The 22138-nt window shown below is 62.1% G+C and carries 22 protein-coding genes; 8 read left to right on the top strand and 14 right to left on the bottom strand.

Features of this window, described 5'->3' with window-relative positions:
* Positions 1 to 100 precede the first annotated feature (100 nt).
* The 6 genes from ACSQ3G_RS26775 to ACSQ3G_RS26800 all read right to left on the bottom strand — a co-directional run bounded on the left by ACSQ3G_RS26775 (position 101) and on the right by ACSQ3G_RS26800 (position 4891).
* Positions 101 to 502 (bottom strand): response regulator transcription factor, encoded by a 402-nt coding sequence (locus ACSQ3G_RS26775; protein ID WP_037084919.1) that lies wholly within the window; start codon positions 500 to 502, stop codon positions 101 to 103.
* An 11-nt stretch (positions 503 to 513) separates the two neighbouring features.
* Positions 514 to 2220 carry a sensor histidine kinase gene (locus ACSQ3G_RS26780; RefSeq protein ID WP_436112403.1) on the bottom strand — a complete coding sequence of 569 codons (1707 nt, stop codon included), beginning with the start codon at positions 2218 to 2220 and terminating at the stop codon, positions 514 to 516.
* Between the two features lie 175 nt (positions 2221 to 2395).
* Positions 2396 to 2899 (bottom strand): RES family NAD+ phosphorylase, encoded by a 504-nt coding sequence (locus tag ACSQ3G_RS26785; protein ID WP_436112404.1) that lies wholly within the window; start codon positions 2897 to 2899, stop codon positions 2396 to 2398.
* Positions 2892 to 3260 carry an antitoxin Xre/MbcA/ParS toxin-binding domain-containing protein gene (locus ACSQ3G_RS26790; RefSeq protein ID WP_436112405.1) on the bottom strand — a complete coding sequence of 123 codons (369 nt, stop codon included), beginning with the start codon at positions 3258 to 3260 and terminating at the stop codon, positions 2892 to 2894. The genes ACSQ3G_RS26785 and ACSQ3G_RS26790 overlap by 8 nt, the downstream gene beginning before the upstream one ends.
* Before the next feature lie 75 nt (positions 3261 to 3335).
* A complete protein-coding gene (gene scpB, locus ACSQ3G_RS26795) occupies positions 3336 to 3980 on the bottom strand; it encodes an SMC-Scp complex subunit ScpB (RefSeq protein ID WP_436112406.1) in 645 nt (214 codons plus the stop codon).
* A gap of 2 nt (positions 3981 to 3982) precedes the next feature.
* A complete protein-coding gene (locus ACSQ3G_RS26800) occupies positions 3983 to 4891 on the bottom strand; it encodes a DUF1403 family protein (RefSeq protein WP_436112407.1) in 909 nt (302 codons plus the stop codon).
* Between the two features lie 262 nt (positions 4892 to 5153).
* Here ACSQ3G_RS26800 and ACSQ3G_RS26805 point away from each other — a divergent pair, with 262 nt between their 5' ends.
* The 3 genes from ACSQ3G_RS26805 to recX all read left to right on the top strand — a co-directional run bounded on the left by ACSQ3G_RS26805 (position 5154) and on the right by recX (position 8187).
* Positions 5154 to 6683 carry a S10 family peptidase gene (locus tag ACSQ3G_RS26805; RefSeq protein ID WP_436112408.1) on the top strand — a complete coding sequence of 510 codons (1530 nt, stop codon included), beginning with the start codon at positions 5154 to 5156 and terminating at the stop codon, positions 6681 to 6683.
* Between the two features lie 119 nt (positions 6684 to 6802).
* Positions 6803 to 7525 carry a L,D-transpeptidase gene (locus ACSQ3G_RS26810; RefSeq protein ID WP_345926605.1) on the top strand — a complete coding sequence of 241 codons (723 nt, stop codon included), beginning with the start codon at positions 6803 to 6805 and terminating at the stop codon, positions 7523 to 7525.
* Between the two features lie 107 nt (positions 7526 to 7632).
* Complete coding sequence (gene recX / locus ACSQ3G_RS26815) at positions 7633 to 8187, top strand: recombination regulator RecX (RefSeq protein ID WP_436113198.1); 555 nt, start codon at positions 7633 to 7635, stop codon at positions 8185 to 8187.
* Between the two features lie 21 nt (positions 8188 to 8208).
* Here recX and ACSQ3G_RS26820 read toward each other — a convergent pair whose 3' ends face one another.
* From ACSQ3G_RS26820 to ACSQ3G_RS26845, 6 genes are all read right to left on the bottom strand, one after another.
* Entirely contained in the window at positions 8209 to 8676 is a 468-nt protein-coding gene (locus tag ACSQ3G_RS26820; RefSeq protein ID WP_436112409.1) for a group III truncated hemoglobin, read from the bottom strand.
* 140 nt (positions 8677 to 8816) lie between these two features.
* Entirely contained in the window at positions 8817 to 9152 is a 336-nt protein-coding gene (locus ACSQ3G_RS26825; RefSeq protein ID WP_436112410.1) for a type II toxin-antitoxin system HicB family antitoxin, read from the bottom strand.
* On the bottom strand, positions 9149 to 9403 hold the full coding sequence (locus ACSQ3G_RS26830; protein ID WP_436112411.1) for a type II toxin-antitoxin system HicA family toxin: 255 nt from the start codon (positions 9401 to 9403) through the stop codon (positions 9149 to 9151). The genes ACSQ3G_RS26825 and ACSQ3G_RS26830 overlap by 4 nt, the downstream gene beginning before the upstream one ends.
* An 87-nt stretch (positions 9404 to 9490) precedes the next feature.
* Positions 9491 to 10696 (bottom strand): 3-oxoadipyl-CoA thiolase, encoded by a 1206-nt coding sequence (gene pcaF, locus ACSQ3G_RS26835; RefSeq protein WP_436112412.1) that lies wholly within the window; start codon positions 10694 to 10696, stop codon positions 9491 to 9493.
* A gap of 11 nt (positions 10697 to 10707) precedes the next feature.
* Positions 10708 to 11397 (bottom strand): CoA transferase subunit B, encoded by a 690-nt coding sequence (locus ACSQ3G_RS26840; protein WP_436112413.1) that lies wholly within the window; start codon positions 11395 to 11397, stop codon positions 10708 to 10710.
* Positions 11394 to 12116 (bottom strand): 3-oxoacid CoA-transferase subunit A, encoded by a 723-nt coding sequence (locus ACSQ3G_RS26845; protein WP_436112414.1) that lies wholly within the window; start codon positions 12114 to 12116, stop codon positions 11394 to 11396. The genes ACSQ3G_RS26840 and ACSQ3G_RS26845 overlap by 4 nt, the downstream gene beginning before the upstream one ends.
* Before the next feature lie 204 nt (positions 12117 to 12320).
* Between ACSQ3G_RS26845 and ACSQ3G_RS26850 the strand changes: the two genes are divergently transcribed.
* Both ACSQ3G_RS26850 and ACSQ3G_RS26855 read left to right on the top strand, forming a co-directional pair.
* Complete coding sequence (locus tag ACSQ3G_RS26850; protein WP_436112415.1) at positions 12321 to 13076, top strand: IclR family transcriptional regulator; 756 nt, start codon at positions 12321 to 12323, stop codon at positions 13074 to 13076.
* 85 nt (positions 13077 to 13161) lie between these two features.
* Complete coding sequence (locus ACSQ3G_RS26855; RefSeq protein ID WP_436112416.1) at positions 13162 to 13410, top strand: WGR domain-containing protein; 249 nt, start codon at positions 13162 to 13164, stop codon at positions 13408 to 13410.
* 59 nt (positions 13411 to 13469) lie between these two features.
* On the opposite strand, the gene pobA is transcribed toward ACSQ3G_RS26855, so the two are convergent.
* Positions 13470 to 14642, bottom strand: coding sequence for a 4-hydroxybenzoate 3-monooxygenase (gene pobA, locus ACSQ3G_RS26860; protein WP_436112417.1), 1173 nt, complete (start codon positions 14640 to 14642; stop codon positions 13470 to 13472).
* Between the two features lie 118 nt (positions 14643 to 14760).
* On the opposite strand from pobA, the gene ACSQ3G_RS26865 reads away from it, so the two are divergent.
* Positions 14761 to 15657, top strand: coding sequence for a helix-turn-helix domain-containing protein (locus ACSQ3G_RS26865; protein ID WP_436112418.1), 897 nt, complete (start codon positions 14761 to 14763; stop codon positions 15655 to 15657).
* Positions 15658 to 15739: 82 nt separating this feature from the next.
* Here ACSQ3G_RS26865 and ACSQ3G_RS26870 read toward each other — a convergent pair whose 3' ends face one another.
* The gene (locus tag ACSQ3G_RS26870) at positions 15740 to 16282 is read right to left on the bottom strand and encodes a Pycsar system effector family protein (RefSeq protein WP_436112419.1); all 543 of its coding nucleotides are present in this window, start codon (positions 16280 to 16282) and stop codon (positions 15740 to 15742) included.
* A 113-nt stretch (positions 16283 to 16395) separates the two neighbouring features.
* On the opposite strand from ACSQ3G_RS26870, the gene ACSQ3G_RS26875 reads away from it, so the two are divergent.
* Entirely contained in the window at positions 16396 to 20097 is a 3702-nt protein-coding gene (locus ACSQ3G_RS26875) for a FecR domain-containing protein (RefSeq protein ID WP_436112420.1), read from the top strand.
* On the top strand, positions 20097 to 22046 hold the full coding sequence (locus tag ACSQ3G_RS26880; protein ID WP_436112421.1) for a CHASE2 domain-containing protein: 1950 nt from the start codon (positions 20097 to 20099) through the stop codon (positions 22044 to 22046). Before ACSQ3G_RS26875 ends, ACSQ3G_RS26880 begins: the two co-directional genes overlap by 1 nt.
* Positions 22047 to 22138: the final 92 nt, after the last annotated feature.

The following is a 22138-nucleotide window of genomic DNA, read 5'->3' on the forward strand; positions in this document are numbered from 1 at the left end:
CCGGAAAATCGCGCAAGCTCAAAACACGGCGAGACCCGCAGCGGTGCATCGATAGGCTCGACGCCCGCTGCAGGCTGGTCAACGCCGCCTTGCCGTGAAATCAGAGCGCGCGGCCGACGGCTCGGTCGTTTTCGAGGCGGGCGATGCAGCCGGCGAGCTTTGCCAGCAGAAGATCGAAATCGATCGGCTTGGTCAGATAGTCCGCCGCCCCTGCCCGCAGGCCCGTCAACACATTGTCCTTGTCGGTCAAGGCCGACAGCAGGATGAAGGGGATGTTGAAGAGCTCGGCGTGGTTCATCTGGATTTCCGCCAGGAGCTGATGACCGTCCATGACGGGCATCGAAATGTCGCAGATGACGATGTCCGGCCAATACGCCAGGATGGCTTCGAGACCCTCCTGCCCGTTGGCCGCCTCCAGAGTTGCAAATCCGGCGTCCGCCAGTTCCTCGACGATGAGCTGGCGGATATCCGCTTCGTCGTCGATGCATAGTACGGTAATCATCCTGCTATTCCCTAAGCTGCACGTTTGATGAGATTTGCGAGCGGTCCCTTGTTCGGGAGCGCCACCGTGAATGTTGTTCCCCGGCCGAGCACGCTTTCGACGGAGATCGAACCGCCATGCAGATCGACGATCTGCTTGACGAGATTGAGGCCGATGCCCGTGCCGGCGATGCCGGTCGCGCTGCGGGCCCGGTAATAGGGCTGGAAAAGCTTCGGCAGGTCTTCGGCATCCATGCCGATGCCGGCATCCTGGATCGACACATAGGACATGCCGTTCTTCGTCGAGGTCCGGATATGGATGTCCGGCGCGTGGGGGGCATATTTGACGGCATTCGAAAGCAGGTTGGTGAAGACCTGTTCGATCGTGGTGCGGTCGGCAAGGATCGCCTGCGGCAGATGCGAAAGGTCCCGGTGAATCGTGTGGGATTTGCGAACATCCATCTGTCGGGCACAGCAGGCTTCGATGATTTCCGCCAGCGAGAGGCGCTCCGGCTTCAGCGTCGTCTTGCCGGTCTCCAGCCGGCCCGCCGACAGGATGCTCTCCATCAGGTCCACCATGCGCAGCACGGCGGAGCGGATCTGGGCCGACTTTTCTTCCACATATTCGGGCTTCTGGTTGGTTTTGGTGCGCGACAGGCGCTGCGCTGCGGCATCGATGATGGCAAGCGGCGTGCGGAACTCATGGGAAGCCATGGTGACGAACTGACGTTGCAGGGCGTTCACATGCCGCTCCTGCGCCAGGAGCCTGTCGAGTTCCTCCCGCTGGCGCTCGATCTCCGCCGTCCGGAGCCTGACGCTCTCTTCGAGCTGGTCGCGGTGGCGCATCAGCGCCAGACGGCTCTCGGACAGGTCGAGGGTTGTCTTGCGCAGGCCGAGGCCCAGGAAGATCACCACGCCCATCGCCACGATGATGCCGGCAATGCCGACCGGAGCGATCTGCTCGATGAGCATCAGGCCCGGCCGGATGGGCTTCCATGCCATATATCCGAGCGTCTGGCCGGCAGTGGCCATGACCGGAATGGCCGCAGTCGATTCGGCCGCGTCGGTGGTAAAATGCAGCGTTTCGAGCCGCGCGTAACGAGCGATTTTTTCGACCGCGCTGGCGTCCAGGAATCTGACGGCAACCGCGATGAACTCCTTGCCGGCCTCAAGTGAAATCTCGTCGCTGCTCGGGACGATCGGTCTTGCGCTGACGACCGCGGGCCGGCCGGCGATCGAGAGGATCTTCTCCGCGAAAATCTCGGCAAGCACCGGAGGAGTGGAACCGCCGGGTGCGATCCGTTTGTGGAGCACCGCACGGACATTTTCCCGCACGGCAGCCGCAGCCTTTTCATCGTCGAGAAAGGTCAGGGCCGCAATATCCTCGCCGTTCCGCATGGCGAAGACCAGTTCGTCCCGCTCGTTGAACACGTAGGTGCGGTCATGGCTGAAATATTTGTGCATCCATGTACCGATATTCTCGGCAATCCAGGGGTGATCGTCCTTGGCAACAAGCAGGACCGCGTCGTTCCACACCGTAACGCTTTCCAGTTCATGCTGTACGGCTTTCACCTGCTCGTCGAGGCCCTGCTCGACGTAACCCTTCTGGCGGATCAAGGCGAGATCGTCCACCTTGGCCGAGGCAAGCCACATGAAGCCGGCGAGAAGCAGCGCTGTCAGGGCTGTCAGCAATGTCAGCACGATCGTGACGTGCGATGTGATACGGATGTTTTGCTGCATTGTGCACCGCTTTCTCTCGGCCCATCATGCATCCAAAACATTACATTCCGCTAAATTTTAAATGCCAAGGTTGAACGGAGCATTTTCCATACAGCTGTGGGTGTGACATTGAGCGGTTGTGGATTTCCTGCGGCGTCGGATCGATTCCATTCGCGGAAAGAAACTACGTCGTCGACTATAGCCAGGAAGCCGGGCTTTTCGGCAGCCGACCGTCGGGGTCCGTGATCGTGAGCTTCGGTTGGTCCTTGCCGTTCCAGTGCCAGAGGGCGACACAGGTTCCGCCCGGCGACATGAAGGATGGATAGACGACACCGTCGTGGCCCTCCTGCCGCAGCCTCTCTCTGAGGAGATGCGTTGGCGGCACCCGCCCGGCGTCGAGATCATCGCGCCATTCGCAGCGGTGGATCGCCTCGCCGATGCCAAGACCGGCCAGAACTTCGGGGTTGGTCAGATCCGCGAGCCGCGCGCCGTCGAGCCGAAGCTGGGCGATCAGGGCCGGATGCTGGACGAAGCCCTGATTGTACTCCGCCCAGGCGGTGGAAAGCTCGCGCGCGGCATAGACGGTCGCTGCGCCGACCGGGTTCCAGCGTCCGCCGAAACGGGCAGCGCCGTCGCCGGAAAGCGGCGCATGCGCCCAGCGCGGCACATAGGCACGCCAGAGGATTATCGGTTCAGGCATAAACGCCGGAGCGCACCGCCTCCAGATAGGCGAGCACCTTGTCTGCCTTGCCCTCGCCGACGAGGTCGTAAGCCGTCTTGCCGGCCCAGCCGGGGATCGGCTGGTGCTTGAACCAGATCGCCGCCCGGTTTTCGTCGCCGGCCATCTCGCTCGCCATCGCCAGAATGCGCACGACCGGGGAGAGCGCCATATCGACCTTGCGGGCGCCGCTTTTGGCCGTCAGCGTATTGCGGGCGACGCCGATCAGTTTCGCCAGTTCCGCATGCGTCAGGCCGAGAAGGTCGGACACCCGCCGCGCCGACAGAAGCGCGGACTGGGGTTCACGGAAAGCGGCTGCGCCGATTTCAAAAACATGAGCCATGAGAAAGTCCTGATCCGGTTTTGATCATCAAATGCTCAACATGAGCTCAATATCCACACATTTCAAGCGCCGTTGTCAGTCGTCGTCGTCTTCGAGCTCCGGCTCGACGAAATCATCGACCGGCAGCGTGCGGCTCAGCAGTCCGGCGTCCTCCAGCATTTCCGTATCCGGCAGGTCGCGCAGCGTGTCGAAACCGAAGGCGGTGAGGAAGGCCGGCGTGGTGATGTAGGTATAGGGCGCGCCGGGCGTCGGACTGCGCGGGCCGGAGGCGAGGAAGCCGAGCTGCCGGAGCGTCGCGATCGTATCGCGGCTCACTTCGCGCCCGAAAATCTTCGAAATTTCGGCGCGCGTCACCGGCTGGAAGTAACCGATCGTCATCAGCACCAAGGCCTGGTGATCGGTCAGATCTGCCGGAGGCGCGTTTGCGGCGCCGGAAGCATGGATGACATCGGCAAATTCCGGCCGGGTGCGATGCTGCCAGCCGCCGGCGACCGCGACGAGTTCATAAGGCCGGCCGCCGAGTGACTCGCGGATCTCCTCGATGATCGCTTCGATATCGCATTCCTCGCCGACGACGCGCTCCAGCGCTTTCCGCGTGACGGGCTCGGAAGAGGCAAAGATCACCGCCTCCACCCGCGCCGCCCATTGGCGATGCCGCTCCTCCTGCGTCAGCTGGAGAAGTTCCTTGTCGATGACGATCTGCCGTGCACGCTTCGCCATGCTCAGAGCCCGTAGATGCGGAAGGTGGGGCGGCCGGAAAGCTCGCGCACCGCTTCCAGCTGCTGCAGCCGCTCGAACAGCCGGCGCGACGCGAAACGGGAAAGGTTCGGCGTTTGCAGCGAGCCCGACACGGCGTCATCGGAGAGCAGCAGGCGTAGCCCGTCCTCCGCTCCTTTCGCACGCAGCTTTGGCGTGACGAGGGCAAGCCGCTCGGCGCGCCGGGCAATCTCCGCCGCCAGCCGGCCGGCTTCGGTCGCGGCATACACCAGGGCAAGGCAGATCGCCCGGTCGAACCCTTCTTCGCCAGGCCGGACGCGGCCGCGCCCACCCTCGGCGCGGAACACCGAAGAAAAGCGCTGGCTCATCAACAGCGGCACGGGCACGGGCCAGCGCAGCTTCTGCGCCAGAAGGAGATCGGCCAGCCACCAGCCGAGCGCTTCGGCGTCGGGACGGATGGCGTGCGTCTCGCGGATGATCGCCGCAGCCGCGAACGGTGCGGCTGATCCGCTGAGGCCGAGGTCGTCAAAAACCTGCGCGAGCGATGCCAGCGGCTCGTCCCATTTGATGCCAAGCATGCCGGCTGTCGCCTGCAGCACCTCTGCATCGAGCGCGGCCGAACGCGAGCCAAGCCGCTTCCAGGCGGAAAGAATCTGTCCGGCCGGACCGGGATCATCTCCCGGCTTGCGCAACAGCCAGGCATCGCGCAGCCCCGCCTCGTCTTCCGAACGCCCCGCAAGCCGAACGGCCGCTGCCGCGCATTTCAGCGCCAGCCGCTGCCGCCAGGCGCCGGCCCAGTCCGGTTCGGCCCGGACGATCTGGTCGAGCGGATAAAGTGCCCCACCCGCCATGAATGCCGCATCCGCGGTGTCTGCGGCAAAGGTCTGGGGACCTGCCCAGCGAGCTGCCGGCATGGGCTGAAACGACGTCTTCGGTGATACGGCCTTGGGAATCATGGGCGCGAGCGTAAATTTTATGTGCGCTTGTCGCCATCGTTCGCGTAGAAATCCGCACCGCCGGCCGCGGATTTGCACCGTTATTTGCAGGGCACCGCTGCGAAAACATTGAAAATTGGCGAGCCGAGGGCCCCTGCCCCCGTCGATCAATAGGAGTTGAGTTTTGCGGATCGGCGCGCCGCCCTACATAGGGTGCGGCTGGCCAAGGAGGATTTCAGTTTTGACGTTTCATCGATTGATTGCATCTCTCGCCGTAGTCCTTGCCCTCTCAGCGCCAGTTCTAGCGCAGCAGCCGCGCGGCGGTGACGAGAACCGCGAGCGCGGCCGTCAGACGGAGCAAGGCGCCGGCGGCGGCATATTCAGTCTGATCCCGGCCGATTCCACCACCGAACACGTCTTCAAGGCGCCTTCCGGCGACCTTCCCTATACCGCGACGGCCGGCACGCTCGATCTGTTCGGTCAGGACGGCAACCGCTCGGCGAAGATTTTCTACACCGCCTATATCGCCAAAAACCGCGAACCCGGCCGGCCGCTCACCTTCGCCTTCAACGGCGGTCCGGGCGCTGCCTCCGCCTATCTGCATCTTGGCCTCGTCGGCCCGAAGATCCTGGAATTCGGCGCGACCGGCGACAACGGCACAACGCCCCGGCTGAAGGACAATCCCGAAAGCTGGCTCGCTTTCACCGATCTCGTGCTGATCGATCCCATCGGTACCGGCTGGAGCCGCGCCGCCAGCAATGACGCGGCCGGTGCCTATTACGGCGTGCGGCAGGATGCCGACAGCCTGTCCAAGGCGATCGCGCTCTATGTCCAGAAGAACAACCGGCTCGATGCGCCGAAATACCTGCTCGGTGAGAGTTACGGCGGTTTTCGCGCCGCCAAGGTCGCCGTGTCTCTGAAGAACAGTCAGGGGATGCTGGCTTCGGGCATCGTCATGCTGTCGCCGCTGGTCGAAGGCCGGTTCCTCGCCAATTCCGACGATCCCTTGAGTGCGGCGCTACAGCTTCCCTCGCTCGCCGCAGCCGAGCTGGAGCGCCGCAACCAGTTCACGCCGGAAAAGCTTGCCGATGCCGAGCGTTTCGCGAGCGGCGACTATCTCGTTCGACTAGCCGGTGCCTTCCCCACCGGCCAGGAGGCCGAGGTGTTCTACGGTCGGGTGTCCGAACTCACCGGCATTCCAAGGGACGTCGTCGCCCGAACCCGCGGTTTCGTCGGCGATGTCTATGCCAAGCAGATGGGAGGACCGGGAAAAATCGTCAGCCCCTACGACGCCTCCTATGGGGTGCCGGATGCCTATCCGGAAGAATCCTCGACCCGCAACGACGATCCGATCCTCGAAGGTTACACGCGCGCTTATGGCGCCACCTTTGCCGCCTATGCCCGCAACGAACTCGGCTTTGCGACCGAAATGACCTATTCGCTGCTGAACGAGGAAGTGAACCGCCGCTGGGAGTGGAACGGCAGCCATGGCGGAGATTCGCGCTCGCTCGCCAGCGCCAGCACCGATATCCGCGACCTGCTTTCGGTCATCCCGTCCTTCAAGCTGATGATCGCCCACGGCTACAGCGACGCGCTGACGCCTTACGGCGCCAGCCGCTACGTCATCGACCACCTGCCGCCCGAACTCGCCGCCGGCCGCGCCGACCTCAAGGTCTATCGCGGCGGGCACATGTTCTACACCAAGCCGGATTCGCGCAGGAGTTTTGCTGGTGACGTCAGGGCGTTTTACGAGGCCAGGGCAACGGATTGAATTTGCCAGCCTTCGATGACGGCAAGGTTACCGTGATGTGATGCGTGGCGCCTTGCTGGTCTGGGCTGGAAACCGCTACTAGCTCACATACGTTGATTTTCAGAAAGATCTTTCGGTCCATGACCAGCGAATACCAGATGTCGCGGCGCGCCTTCGTTATAGGCTCCGTCTCGATGACCGCGACGCTTGCCGGCTGCGCCACCACCGCTGAACGGGCTCCGGTCCCGGAAATGGCCCGCCGTCCGATCGAGCCCCCGAGCGAAGCGGAGCTGCAGGCCCGATACGCCGCCGTCGAGGACAGCGGCCACTTGTTGCCGGCAATCCCCTACAAGCAGATCGACCCGAAATATTATCGCCAGCGCGTGGTCGATCCGACCGGCGAACTGCCGGGCACGGTGGTCGTCGATACGCCTGGCCGTTTCCTCTACGTGGTGGAGCCCGGCGGCACGGCGATGCGTTACGGCGTCGGCATCGGCAAGGACGGTTTTGCCTGGCAGGGCGAAGGCGTCATCCACTGGCGCCAGCCCTGGCCGCGCTGGAAACCGCCGAACGAGATGGTCGCGCGCCAGCCGAGCCTCAAGAAGTTCTCCATCGAGAACGGCGGCATGGATCCGGGTATCAAGAACCCGCTTGGTGCACGCGCCCTCTACATCTTTCAGAATGGCCAGGATACGCTCTACCGCCTGCATGGCTCGCCGGAATGGGCCTCGATCGGCAAGGCGACGTCGTCGGGCTGCGTGCGCTTGGTCAACCAGGACGTCATGGACCTCTATACGCGCGTCCCCTATCACGCCCGGATCGTCGTGCATCAGGATGTGCTGAAGGCCGTTCCTGCCGTATGACGCAGCAGCCGCTGATGATGTTGTTTCGCCGCGGCGACATGATGTAAGAAGTCCAGCGCCGCATCGCAGGAAGCGGCGGTAAAAGCGGTCGGAGGCTTAAACTGAATCTGGACGACGAGACGCCGCAATCCGACGCGCCGACGCCGCGCATGCTCTCCTGGGCGCGCAATTCGACGATCTATCGCATAAACCGGCGCATGCACACGGAAAAGCAGCTCTTCGACGCCATAGCGCGCAAGGCACGTGAGAAATTCGAGGATATCGGCGAGACCCAGGTCAGGGCGCTTGCCGAATTCGCCGTGAAATTCGCCTATGACAACAAGGCGCTGGATGATGCCGCCTTTGCCGAAATGAGCACTCGCTCGGGCATGCGCGGCGGCAGGTCCAGACGGGCCATTGCCCAGAAACTGTCGCAGAAGGGCGTGGCGAGCAGCACCGTCGCGGCCGCGATTGCCGAGGCGGATGATTTCCACGCGGCCCTCATCCTGGCCCGCAAACGCGCCTTCGGGCCGTTCCGCAAGAACGAGCTCGACGAAAAACGCAAGGCCAAGGAGTTTTCCGCCTTCGCCAGGGCAGGTTTCAGCTTCGATATCGGCAAGAGGATCTTCGAGATGTCGATCGATGAGGCCGAGGAAGCACTGGATGCGGGCCGCGACCTCTAGACATCAGGTCGCCGCCAGCCGTCAGGCCTGCTTGAGCGCCGGGTCGTCGAGCGCCGGATTGTAGAAGAGCGATAGCGTCAGGCTTTTTGCGATGCGCTCAGCCGTTGTCATGAACCAGGCTTTCGCCTCCGGGCTCGGAGCAATGTCGTCCAGCGTCGCGGCAAACAGCTCCAGCCATTTCGGGAAAAGCTCGGGGCTCATGTTGGCGACGCCTGCATGCGCCTGGACCGGCTTTCCGCCATAGGCACCGTTGCGGAAGGCGACGGAGGACCAGAAGCTTTTCATTTTCGCCATATGCTCCGGCCAGCGTCCGGAAAGCCGTGCGTCGAACACAGGCCCCAGTTCCGGATGCTCCAGTATGCGGCCGTAAAACGTATCGACCAACGTGCCGATGAAGGCGTCGTCGATGCCGATCGCCTTCATTTCCGCTTCCGCGCGTTCCCGGATCGCCGCGATATGTGCCGCGCGTCCCTGCAATTCGTCGCTCATCTCAAAACCTTGGGTTCCGCCGCATTTGCGGCCGGCCTTATATAGGCCCTGCGGATGCGGGACCCAAGGCCTGACGCCCGGTTGCGACGATGTGTCAGGTGAAAATGGGCGGCAATGTCAAATTTACGCGAGCCGTGCCACTACGACCGTGCCGCGGTTGCGATTGTTTCGGCAAGCCATTCGTTGAGGCTTTGATCGTTGGCGGTAGCGGCGATGACGGCCGCTTCATGGGTGCGCGGATCGAGCCGGACGTTGAATCTTCCCGAAAACGAGCGAAAAGGCTCAATCCCCTTTTCCTTGCAGATTTCAAGGAAGGTCTGGAGCGACTTTTGACCCTCCGCCATCAGGCCATCGAGACTGTCGGAGTAGAAGTCGGCGCCGCCATTCAGGCCGAGGAACTCCCCGCGAAACATGCCGATCTCCGGATCAAGCGAGACAACCGCTTTGTGGCCTTCGATTGAGATGACGTTCTTCATGGTTTCACTCCATGGCTTTCAAGCCATTTTCGAATGCTGGCGACGGCGCCCTTGTCCGTATCGGGCGATGGATGTGGGCGATGAAATACCCTGACCTCGCCGAACAGTACGACGCCGACCCTGGATCCCTCCCGCTCGGTCACGTCCGCACCAAGCGCTACGAACATGGCCTCGATATCCACCCATCGGATCGAACCGCTGGCGGGCCTTGCATAGATCAGCTCAAGCGTGGCGCGATGGCGTTTCTTCATGCTGATTGGTACCACTACATAGTACCACAATAAAGAGGCCGGCAACAGTGCCGGTCTCGATCCATAATAGCGAGTGGGAAACGGGTGTTAAACGCGTTCCAGCGCCACCGCGATCCCCTGCCCGACGCCGATGCACATCGTGGCGAGTGCGTATCTGCCCTTGCGGAGCGACAGTTCGAGTGCTGCCGTGCCGGAGATGCGGGCGCCGGACATGCCGAGCGGGTGGCCGAGCGCGATCGCGCCGCCGTTCGGGTTGATGTATTCGGCGTCCTCCTGGAGGCCGAGTTCACGCAGGACGGCGATGCCCTGGCTTGCAAAGGCTTCGTTGAGCTCGATCACGTCGAAATCCTTCGGCGAGATGCCGAGACGGGCGCAAAGCTTCTGCGTGGCAGGGGCCGGGCCGATGCCCATGATGCGCGGCGGAACGCCAGCGGTGGCACCGCCCATGATGCGGGCGATCGGGGTCAATCCATACTTCTTCGCCGCCGCCTCCGAAGCGATGATCAGGGCTGCGGCGCCGTCGTTGACGCCCGACGCGTTGCCGGCGGTCACCGTCGCGCCCTCGATCTTGTTCAGTACCCTGAGCTTGGCGAGCGCCTCCATGTTGGTCGCGCGCGGATGTTCGTCCTTCGAAACGACCACCGGATCGCCCTTCCGCTGCGGGATGGTCACCGAGGTGATTTCCTTGGAGAGACGGCCGTTCTCTTGAACCGCCGAGGCTTTTGCCTGGCTGCGGACTGCAAACGCATCCTGGTCCTCGCGGGAAACCTTGTAGTCGATCGCCACGTTGTCGCCGGTTTCCGGCATGGAATCGACGCCATACTGCTTCTTCATCAGCGGGTTGACGAAACGCCAGCCGATCGTGGTGTCGTAGATCTCGGCATTGCGCGAGAACGCGATGTCGGCCTTCGGCATCACGAAGGGCGCTCTGGACATGCTTTCGACGCCGCCGGCGATCATCAGTTCGGCTTCGCCGGCCTTGATGGCGCGGGCGGCGGTGATGACCGCATCCATGCCCGAACCGCAGAGGCGGTTCATGGTGGTGCCGCCGACACTGACCGGCAGGCCGGCAAGCAGCGCCGACATGCGCGCGACGTTGCGGTTGTCTTCGCCCGCCTGGTTGGCGCAGCCGTAGATGACGTCGGCAACCGCTTCCCAATCAACGGACGCATTCCGTTCCATCAACGCTTTCAAGGGAATGGCGCCAAGATCGTCGGCACGGACGGCGGAGAGCGAACCGCCGAAACGGCCGATCGGAGTGCGGATATAATCGCAGATATAGGCTTCGGTCATGATCTTCTCTCTCACAGTTTCGGCACGACGAGATCGGCGACCGGTCCATCGATATGGAGGCGGGCGCCGGTCATGGCCTGCAGTTCCTCGACTGTCATGCCGGCCAGCTTTTCGCGCAGGACGAAATGCTTCTCGACGATGTCGATGACGGCATGGCTCGTATAGACCCGAGTGATACAGGCAACGCCGGTCAGCGGAAAGGTACAAGCTTCAACTAATTTCGGGTCGCCATTCTTGGTGACGTGTTCGGTGATGACGCAGACCTGCTTGGCGCCGTGCACGAGGTCCATGGCGCCACCGACGGCAGGCACGCCCTTGGAGCCGACACGCCAGTTGGCGAGGTCGCCGTTCTGGGCCACCTGCAGCGCGCCCAATATGGCGACGTCGAGATGGCCGCCGCGCACCATGGCAAAGCTGTCGGCATGGTGGAAGAAGGCAGCGCCCGGCTTCAGCGTCACGGCCTTCTTGCCGGCGTTGATCAGGTCCCAGTCCTCCTCGCCTTCGGCCGGCGCTTCGCCGAAGTTGAGGATGCCATTTTCGGTGTGGAAGATCGCCTCGCGGCCGGGCGGCTGGTAGCGGGCGACCATTTCCGGAAAACCGATGCCGAGGTTCACATAGGCGCCGTCCTTTATGTCCTGGGCGGCGCGCCAGGCGATCTGGGCGTTGGAAAGCTTGATGTCTTCGCGCGTATCGATGGTCATGCCTGGGCTCCTGGGACGTAGGCCACTCCGGCGCGGATGAGCTCTTCTTCCTGCTGCGGGTTGGCGACCTCGACGACGCGGTCGATGAAGATGCCGGGTGTTACGACATGTTCGGGATCGATGCCGCCAGGCGGCACGATCTTCGAGACCTGCACGATCGTCTTGGCCGCGGCCATGCACATCAGCGGGTTAAAGTTGCGGCCGGCCTTGTTGTAGGTGAGGTTGCCCAACGGATCGCCGAGCTGCGCCTTGACGATGGCGAAATCCGCCTTCAGCCAGCGCTCCTGCACGTAGTGGCGGCCGTCGAACTCGGCGATCACCTTGCCGTTGGCAAGTTCGGTGCCGTAGGCGGTCGGTGTGTAGAAGGCCGGAATGCCGGCGCCGCCGGCGCGGATGCGCTCGGCAAGCGTGCCCTGCGGCACGAGTTCAAGCTCGATCAGGCCTGCGAGATAACGGTCGGTAAAGGCGCGCGGATCCGACGACTTCGGAAACGAGCAGATCATCTTCCTGACCATGCCCGCGTCGATCATCGCGGCAATGCCGATGCGGCCGTTGCCGGCATTGTTGTTGATGACGGTTAAGTCCTTGATCCCCTTGTCGATCAGGGCATGGATCAGCTCGATCGGGGCGCCTGATCCGCCAAAACCGCCGATCATGATGGTCGCGCCATCACTGATCTCGGAGACGGCTTCCGCCGTGCTCCCGATTGTCTTGTCCATACGGGATATCTCCTTCGCTATACCCGGCGAACGTGCCCGCCGTGCCTCCTGGAAAACAGATAGATCAGCACGGCAGGGACAGCAAGAAATATGTGCGGTAATTGACCTTTGTTCATATATCGCACATATTATGCAAACTGGCGATGCGGAGCGTGCACATCCTCATGGCCTTACATTGCATCGACACCGGGCACAGGGAAGACCATGCAGGAAACGGATTTCGTCAGCGGCTTCGCGAGAGGCCTGAAGGTGATCGAGGCTTTTGGCGAAACCACGCCGCGGCTGGCGATCGCGGACGTGGCAAAGGCGACCGGGCTCGACCGGGCAACAGCCCGCCGCTGCCTGCTGACCTTGGCCGAACTCGGTTATGCCGATTATGATGGAAAATTCTTCGTGCTGACGCCGAAGATTCTGCGGCTCGGCCATGCCTATCTCTCCGCCACCCCCCTGCCCCACATCGTCCAGCCTTTTCTCGACAAGCTCGCCGAGGAGGTTCACCAGAGCGCATCCGCAAGCGTGCTCGACGGTACCGAGGTCGTTTATATCGCCCGCGCTTCGCAAAAGCGGGTGATGTCGATCAACCTGATGCCCGGCAGCCGCCTCCCCGCCTATTGCGCCTCGATGGGCCGCGTCCTGCTGGCGGCCATGCCCGATAGCGAGAGCCTGGCGCTCCTGAAACAGAGCAACCTGAAACCCTTCACGCCCCGAACGCTGACCGACCCCATCCGGCTGATGGAGGAGCTCGCCCGCGTTCGCGAACAGGGTTTCGCGGTCATCGACCAGGAACTGGAGCTCGGTCTCTGCTCGATCGCGGTGCCGCTGGAAAACGACCGTGGCCGGGTGGTCGCCGCGATCAACATCGGCGCACCGGCGGCAAGCGTCCCTGCGGTTGAAATGGCGGAGCGTTATCTGGAACCGCTGAGGGGCGTCGCAAGGCTCCTGAAATCCCTGCTACGCTGAACCCATCAGCGCCGTGAATCGTTGAGGCCGGATCGATTCAATCATGTCGTTGGACGGCGGAATCCGGACTTGCGATTCTGCCGGCATGACCAACGAACCACTTCTCCTCACCCGCCGCGACCCCGCCCGAAACATGGCCCGCTTCTACGTGCTCACCGTCGAGCCCGATCTTTTCGAGGGCGCGGCGCTCACCCGCAACTGGGGTCGCATCGGCACCAAGGGGCGTTTCCGCATCGATCTGTTCGGCTCGCGGCAGGAAGCGGAGCGCCGGTGTTTGGCACTTGTCCTCAGCAAGGTGAAGCGGGGTTATCAGCAGAAAGCGGAGACCGGCTGACAGCTCTCAATTTCGGGCAGCCGCGTAGCATTGCCGATCTACGCCCGATCGATACCGCGTCAGAGGGGCAAGCCCACATAGTTTTCCGCAAGCGCCGTCGAAGCTGCCCGCGAATGAGTCAGATAGTCCAGCTCAGCTTCCTGGATTCTCTGGTCGAATTCGCCCGTGTCGGGAAAACGATGCATCATCGTCGTCATCCACCAGGAGAAGCGCACCGCTTTCCATACGCGCGCTAGCGCCTTCTCGGAATAGGCGTTGATACCGGCGTCGGAGCCGTCCCGATAGTGCTCCCGCAGCCCATTAAAAAGGTAGTGCACGTCGCTTGCAGCCAGGTTCAACCCCTTGGCTCCCGTCGGTGGCACGATATGGGCTGCATCCCCGACGAGGAACATGCTGCCGAACCGCATCGGCTCGGCAACGAACGAGCGCAACGGTGCGATCGACTTCTCGAACGACGGTGCGGTGATCAGCGCTTCCGCATGATGCGCAGGCAGGCGGCGGCGAAGTTCGTCCCAGAACCGGTCGTCGCTCCAGTCCTCGATCTTCTCGTCGAGGGCGCATTGGATATAGTAGCGGCTGCGGGTCGCCGATCGCATCGAACAAAGCGCGAAACCCCGAGGATGGTTTGCATAGATCAACTCATGATTGACGGGCGCGACCTCCGCCAGGATACCGAGCCAACCGAACGGATAGATCTTTTCGAAAACACGGATTGCGCTTTTCGGCACGGCGTTGCGGCTCGGGCCGTGAAAACCATCGCAACCGGCTATGAAATCGCAGTCGATGCGATGGGTGCTGCCGTCCATTTCGTAGGTGACGAAGGGGGAGCCGGTGTCAAAATCATGGGGCATGACATTGGCGGCTTCGTAGATCGTCCGGGCTCCGCTTGCCTCGCGACGTTCCATCAGGTCGCGGGTCACTTCCGTCTGGCCATAGACCATGACGCGCTTGCCGCCGGTCAACCCGTGGAGATCGATCCGGTGATCGCGGCCGTCGAAGGCGAGCGAGAAGCCCTCGTGCGGCAGGCCTTCGGCGTGCAGCCGCGCGCCGGCTCCGGCCTGCTCGATCAGCCCGACCGTGCCTTCCTCCAGCACGCCGGCACGGACCCGCCCGAGGATGTAATCCTTGCCGACACGATCAAGGATGATGTTGTCGATACCGGCTTCCGTCAGAAGCTGGCCAAGCAAGAGGCCCGACGGCCCGGAGCCGATAATGGCGACCTGCGTTCTCATGGATCTCCTCCCGAGTGTTTTTTCGTTTTGGCGAATTGTGCTCGGCTTCCCCATTGCCGGCAATGGACATTCGAGCCAAAAAATTGGACAAACCGAACATCGCGGCCGGAGATACCCGATGAACAGGCACATACCGATCTACCAGCTATACGGAGAGGATCCGGGCAAACGGCATGATTTCTGGCTGCATTGCGAAACCATCAGGTCGAGAAGCAGCCGCCACCAGTGGGAAATCCGCCTTCATCGGCATGAGGCATTCTTTCAGATCCTGTACATCGAAGCGGGGTCAGGCGACGCGACCTTCGGCAGCGAAACGCATCCCATCCGGCCACCGGCGATAGTCGCCGTCCCTCCCGGCCTCACTCACGGCTTCCGGTTCTCCCGCGATATCGAGGGCCTGGTCATCACCATCCTGAGCTCCCATCTCGGCCACCAGCCGGGGGAGCGCAGCCGCTTCGGCGAATGGCTCGCGACACCGCACCTCACCCCGCTCGATCCGCTGAATGCGGATGCTGCCTACGTGGTGCAAACGCTGAAACGAATTGGCGAGGAGTTTGATCACCGCAACAACGGACGCAACGACCTTCTGGCTTCCTATGTAAAGCTCGCCCTGAGGCTGACCGCGCGCATCTCCCACGCCGACAACCTCAACCAGCTCCCCGCGAACGAAGGCGAACGGCGGATGGACATGCTGAACGGCCTCATTCAGCAGCATTTCCGCTCGCACAGGCCGATATCCTTCTATGCGGGCGAACTTGGCATCTCGCTGACGCATCTCAACCGCATTGTCCGGTCGATGGCGGGCTGCACGGCGCACGACCTGCTCACCGCCAAGCTGATCGAAGAATCCAAGCGCGAGCTCGTTTTCTCGCTCGCCTCCGTGCAGGAGGTCGGCCATCGCCTCGGCTTTGCCGATCCTGCCTATTTCTCGCGTTTCTTCGTGAAGCAGACGGGGGAAACACCGCGCGCCTGGCGCCTGCGAGAAATCCAGTCGCTGGACAAGGCATCTTTCTAAGAGCGGCGAGCCGGTCTCTTCAATGCCAACGACGAGCTGCAGTTATCCGTCCTCGCAAATGCCGCCGGAACGCCGCCCAACGTCAGGTCACCAGAAGAAGCAGGACGTATGCGATTACGGTAAACAGCATTCCGCGGAAGGCATAGGAGACGCAGCGGTATTTCTGCCGGGCGATCAGGGACAGCACGTCGGCATTGTCCAGGTATTCCTTGAAGAGATAGCCAACATCGCTGCGCTGGGCGGCGTGCTCGAATATTGCTCTGTGCTGCGGCCATGTGCCCCAAAACAGCGAGGTGGATTTCTCCACCCGCCGCGGCAGCACGACAAGGATGGCCGAAAGAATTGACGAGACCGAAGCGACGGCGAGCAAAGCCGAAACAACCACTGCGGCCCACGTGCCTTCGGTATAACGCGTCAAGGTGAACACGCCTCGCCCCTCGCTCGACGAGATCAGAAAAGCAAGCATGAAGGTAAAGATATAGGCGGCCTTCTGATCCGATATTTTGATCTGATCGTAGAATACGTCGTTTATCTTTCGAACATGGTTGAAGTATTCCTCGGTGATCTCGCCGGACGCCATCGGCATTTCGAGCATCTCGGTCGGCGCGCTTTCGAAGTCGCTCAACTTGCGTTTCCCCTGTTCCGAACTGTTTCCCTGTTAATACAGTCCACCCGAAAAGCAATGCCATTGCTAAAGGTCGTCTTGACACTTGCCATGTTTCTAAGCAGTTGTGAGGTATGTCGGGGGCGTTCAATCGGTTTTATGTTGCAGCAATCGCGCTGCCTATACTTGCTGGCGGGCTGATGTCCCCTGCAGCGGCAGAGCCCGTCCAACGGTCAGGGCGGGCCGCCGGCGCAGTCATTGCCCGCAAGGTGGGCGAGGAAGTCCGCTTTATCGACGTGTCCAACTGGCAGTTCGTCGACCTGAAGCAGGACCTTCTTAGCGGTGACGTGCTGCGCACCAATGCGACCGGCCAGCTTGCAATCCTGTTTTCAGACCGGACGCAGGTCCGGCTCGGCCGCAATTCCTCGCTCGTCGTCAAGCAGATCACCGCCAGCACCAGTGCCGACACTGTGCTGGAGCTCCAGTCCGGTACTATCTGGGCGCGCGCGGAACGCGGCGGGCCTGGCGTACGGGTTGAAACGCCGGCGGCGGCAGCGGCGATCCGCGGCACCGATTGGACGATGACGGTCAAGGGCGACCAAACCTCGCTCAACGTTCTCGAGGGCGTCGTCCAGCTGAGCAATCCGCAGGGCAGCGTCGAAGTGCGACAGGGCGAAGGTGCGGTCGCCTCGATCGGCCAGGCGCCGCGCAAGATCGTCATTGTCGACTCCGACGACCGCGAACAGATGCTGTTCTTCCTGCCGCCACGCGAGGCATTCGAACGGATGCCGCCGTCTGCACAGCCAGTCGCCGAGATGCGCCGCAATGCTGATCGTATCGCAGCCATTCCCATCGGGCGCCGTAGCGCAGAGGATTGGGTCGCACTTGCCGAAGCCCAGCTTTCGCTCGAAGGCCGGCAGCGGGCGCGGCAGACGCTGGCAAATCTCAAGGGCCGGCCGCTTTCCGCCTCGCAGCAGGCCCGCGTGACGCTGATCGAGGCGGTCCTTGCCGCAAGCGAGACCCGCTATGCCGAGGCCGCCAAACTATTCGAGAAGGCGCAGCGCGGGCTCGACCCGAAACGACGGGGCATCGCACTCTATGGCGGCTATTACGCCCGCGCGCTTGCCGACCCCAACCGGGCCGAGGCACTTCCGCCACAGGTGGGGGGATCGGACGGCGCATTTCTGCGCGCCTATGCGCTTGGCTTCCTGCAGGATCTGGGGGCGGCCATAAAGGTTCTCCAGGAGGCGGAGCGCCAGTATCGGGACGATCCGGAACTGCCGGCATATCGCGGCTGGCTTGCCATTCTGCTGAACGACCGCGCCCAGGCGGAAGAGGCGCTCAACCGGTCCCTCTCGATTGATCCCGCCGAGCCGACGGCGCTCGAGGCTCGCTCGCATTTCCGCGCCGGCTTCAAGGGTGATTACCAGGGCGCGCTCGCCGATCTCGAAGCGGCCATCAAGGTCGCGCCCGGGGGCTCGACGACCTGGAACGCGATCGGCAACATCCAGGCGGCGCGGAGCGCCAATCGCGAGGCCGAAGCGGCCTTCAAGAAGTCGATAGAGCTCGATCCGCAGGATCCTCTCAGCCATTCGAACCTGGCGCTCTTTTATCTCGATATCGGCCGCATCGAGGATGCGAAGCGGGAAATCGACATGGCGTTCGCCATCGATCCTGGCTTCGACACTGCGCTTGTCGCGCGCGGTCGGTACTATCTGCAGACCGGCGAGCTGGACAAGGCGGTCGACGATCTGCTCGCAGCAAGCGTTGCCAATCCCGGATATTCGCAGGCGCAGCTGCTGCTGGCGGCTGCGAACTACGAGAAGGGCGACCGGATACCGGCCGAGCAGGCAACGGAAAATGCCGAGCGGCTTGATGACAATGATCCGGTGATTTCCGCCCTGCGCACCGCGGTCGCGATCGACAATTACGATTCGGAAGGCGCCATTCGCAACGCGCAGGAATATCTGCGGCGCTCCAAGGCCCGCGGCGGCGATTTCACCTCGCTCGGCGCCAACCAGCAGGCGGGGTCGACGCTGAACGATGCATTCCGACTACAGGGCATGAATGCCTGGGGCGAATATTACAGCGACGCCGCCTTCGATCCGTTCGCCGGCACCGCCTATATCGACCAGAGCATCCGCGGCAGCGCAAATCCGTTCGTCAACAACTACTTCTACGGCGACAACGTCATCACCAACGCGCCGAACGGGCAAGCGTTCTCGTCCTTCCTGCAGGGCCTGATGCTCGAACCGCATATCATCTCCGGCCGCTCGCGCTCCGCCAACATCATGAGACGGCCGTTCTTCGAAGGTTCGATCGGCGGGGGGATCAATACCGCAGGCGGCGAACTGGACTATATTGGGGAGGGAGAGGTCCAGGGGTATAGCAACCTACCGTTCCCGATCAGCTTCTATGGGAATTTGCAGTGGCAGCAGGTGCCGGACAGCCGTGATATTGGCGCGCTGACTGATCTCGATACGGAGAACAAGATCATCGGAGGCAACGGTTATCTGACCGCCAGTCCAACTCCATATGACCGATTTGTCCTCTACTATAACGACGCCAAGAGCGAACTGAACCGCGATGTTGTAGTTGACGCGGATCCGTCAACGCTTTTTGGGTTCCCACCACTGACTTTTACCCTTCCCCAGATCAATCAGCAGAATGTTTCGGCGAGAGCCACCAGCGGGGGGCTAGGCTGGAGCCACACATTTGGCTATCAACATGTGCTCAATGCCGCTTTGCTCTATAGCGGTATCGAGGCAAAAGACCGGCGGTATGCTGAGTTTGATCTTCTTCGCGTTCCTATCCCTTTGGGAATTCAAACTGACACATATGGCCAAGATACTTATGTCGCGGCATTAAATCATGCCATCGGATCCGGCAAGTTGACGTGGCGGTACGGGATCGAAGGGGGTTGGATTGATTCCCGTCAATCTCAAACCTACGAAAACCTGGTTCCGTTTCCTTTGATCCCGCCGGCGCTCGATTCATCCTTCAGCACTTCGGATCGCGGCGCCGTTGGCAGGATCTATGTCGATCTGCTGCATGAAATCACGCCCGACCTCAAGGCGGAATATGCACTTTTCGGCACCTATGTAGATAGTGCTGCGACGAGTACGAAGATCGAACCACGCTTCGGAATAGCCTGGTCACCAGCTGAGAAGCAGTGGCTCCGTGCCGGCTTCATGCGAAGCAGCCTGGACGTCTCGACGCCCACCCTTTCTCCTATCGGTATTGTTGGTCTTCAGCCTAATCCTGTTTCCGTGGGAACCGATGGCTATATCGACACCTATGCTTTCCGTTGGGATGCGGAATGGACGCCAGACTTTTTCACGGCGGTCGAGTTCCAGCATCAGGATCTGGACGATCTGCGTATTGCGGTTCCCTTGTCGTCCATCCCTTTCACCACCTCAGAAGGTCGTATCGATCGCGGCAGCGTCAGTGCCAATCTTTTGCTCGGCCATGGCTTCGGCCTGTCGTCCATAGTCGCCTATACGGACTCGAAGGACGAGGATCCCGCATCCGCGACCTTTGGTGGCCCCTTGCCTTTCGTACCGGAATGGGGAGGACAGGTGGCGCTCACCTGGGTCAACGAAGCGAATGTGAAGGCGACACTTGCCGCCAATTATGTGGGCGATCGTGTCGATGAAGGCGGTATCGAACTTGACGACTACTGGACACTGGACGCCAGCCTGACCTGGGAACCCTTCGACAAGCGTTTCGAACTGGATCTCACCGCCTACAATCTCCTGGACGAAGACATCGAAGTGAGTGCCGGTACGCCCGGCTGGGGCCGGTCCTTCCGAGGCACGCTCAAAGTTCGGTTCTGATGGACGGCGGGCGCGGCTTCTCCTTTTCGGCCCGGCGCTTTTTCTCGTCGCGCGGCATTCAGGTAGCCGTTCTCGCCGCATTCTTCTTCGGGGCGGCGGCACTCATCGCTCGTCTGCCCGGCTGGCCGCTGATTGACTATCGAGCTTTCGATTATCTCTCGACCGTCTGGGCGGAGCCGCTTGCCGAGGACGGGCCGATCATCGTGGCGATCGATGAGCCGTCGCTGGCGGAGATCAACATGCAGTGGCCGTGGCCGCGCAGCCTGCATGCGAGATTGATCACCCAGCTTCGCGCAGCGGGCGCCAAAGTGATCGCCCTCGACATCATCTTTTCCGAACCGTCGGCACCGTCCGAGGACGAGGCGCTTGCCTCCACGCTGGGACCGGATGTCGTGCTGGCGGGCGACGAGACGCTTGTGACCTCGGATCAGGCCGACCAGTTCATCCGGGTCATGCCGCTGCAGATGTTTTCCGACCGGCAGGCGCCGACGGGAATTGCCTCGGTCGCCCTGCATCGCGATGGCGTGCTGCGCGAGATGCCCGACTATGACGACGGCTTTGCCGCAATGGTCGCAACGGCTGCGGGCATCGAGGCGGGTTTGCCTGAGCCGGGAAGCCTCATCCAGATGTTCGGCGGCCCCCGCACCTATCCGACGGTGTCCTACTACCAGGCCCTCGATCCCGAAAACTTCCTGCCGCCGGGGATATTCAAGGGTCGGATCGCCATAGTCGGGTTAAGCCTGCAAAATGCGCCGTCGATCGACAACGGCGGGGCCGACGCGTTTCCGACCTCCTATACGGTTCACAACGGCAAGCTGACGGCCGGCGCCGAGATCCAGGCGACCGTTCTCGACAACCTGCGGCTCAAGAGGTCCATCGCCGAAGCCAGTGGCCCGATGAAACAACTGCTGCTGCTGGCGGCAGTCGTTGCGGCCTCCGTGCTTGTCTGGAAAGGTACTGGCTGGCGCACGGTGGCACTTGGCGCGGTGGCGATTGTCGTGCTGTTCTTCGGCAGCTATGTCAGCTTGCGCTTCGGTCGCGTCTTCCTGTCCCCTATGGCGTCGTCGCTCGCCTTTGCCGGCATGGCCGCGGCGCAGGCGACGCTCGATTATGCCCAGGAGCGGAAGAACCGCCGGCAGATCACGCGGGCTTTCTCGCAATATCTGGCACCCGCACTGGTCGATCAACTCGCCCGCGATCCATCCAAACTGAAGCTCGGCGGCGAGACCCGCGAGCTCTCGATCCTGTTCTGCGATGTGCGGGGCTTCACCACCATCGCCGAACAGCTCAAGGATGATCCCCAACAATTGACGATGTTGATCAACCGGCTGCTGACACCGCTGTCGGACATCGTGCTTTCACATGGGGGCACGATCGACAAGTATATCGGCGACTGCCTGATGGCCTTCTGGAATGCACCGCTCGACGACCCGTCGCACGCGGTCCATGCGGTATCAGCAGCGCTTGATATGCTCGACTCGATGCAGGCGCTGAACGACGATCTGAGGGCCGAAGCGGAGGCGACGGGACGGACTTTTTATCCGCTGGCGATCGGGATCGGCATCAATACCGGCGAATGCGTGGTCGGCAACATGGGCTCGACGAGCCGTTTCGACTATTCTGCACTCGGGGACGCTGTCAATCTGGCAGCGAGACTTGAAGGCGCTTCGAAGGCTTACGGGGTGCCGCTACTGCTGGGCGAACGGACCGCGCAGGCCGTGGGCGATACGTTCGCGGTCTTCGAGCTCGACCGCATTAGGGTCAAGGGCAAGATGGAAGAGGTTCCCGTCGCCACGGCGCTTCGGGAAAGTCCCAACGCAGCGCGTGAGGTCCATGGGCAATTTCTTCAGGCACGCTACCGCGGAGACATCGCTCTCCAGCGGGCTCTGGCCCAGAGGCTGATGTGCGATGTGCCGGCGCTTTCGGCGTACCATCGGCAGGCGCTGTAGCTCTAGAGCAAGAAATCGGGTTGCCGCATCAAGGTCGTCAGTTCTCATGTCGACGATCGACATGTTGGGACGATATTTCACTATCCGGCGCA

The organism is Neorhizobium tomejilense, assembly GCF_964254135.1.
Lineage (GTDB): Bacteria > Pseudomonadota > Alphaproteobacteria > Rhizobiales > Rhizobiaceae > Neorhizobium > Neorhizobium tomejilense.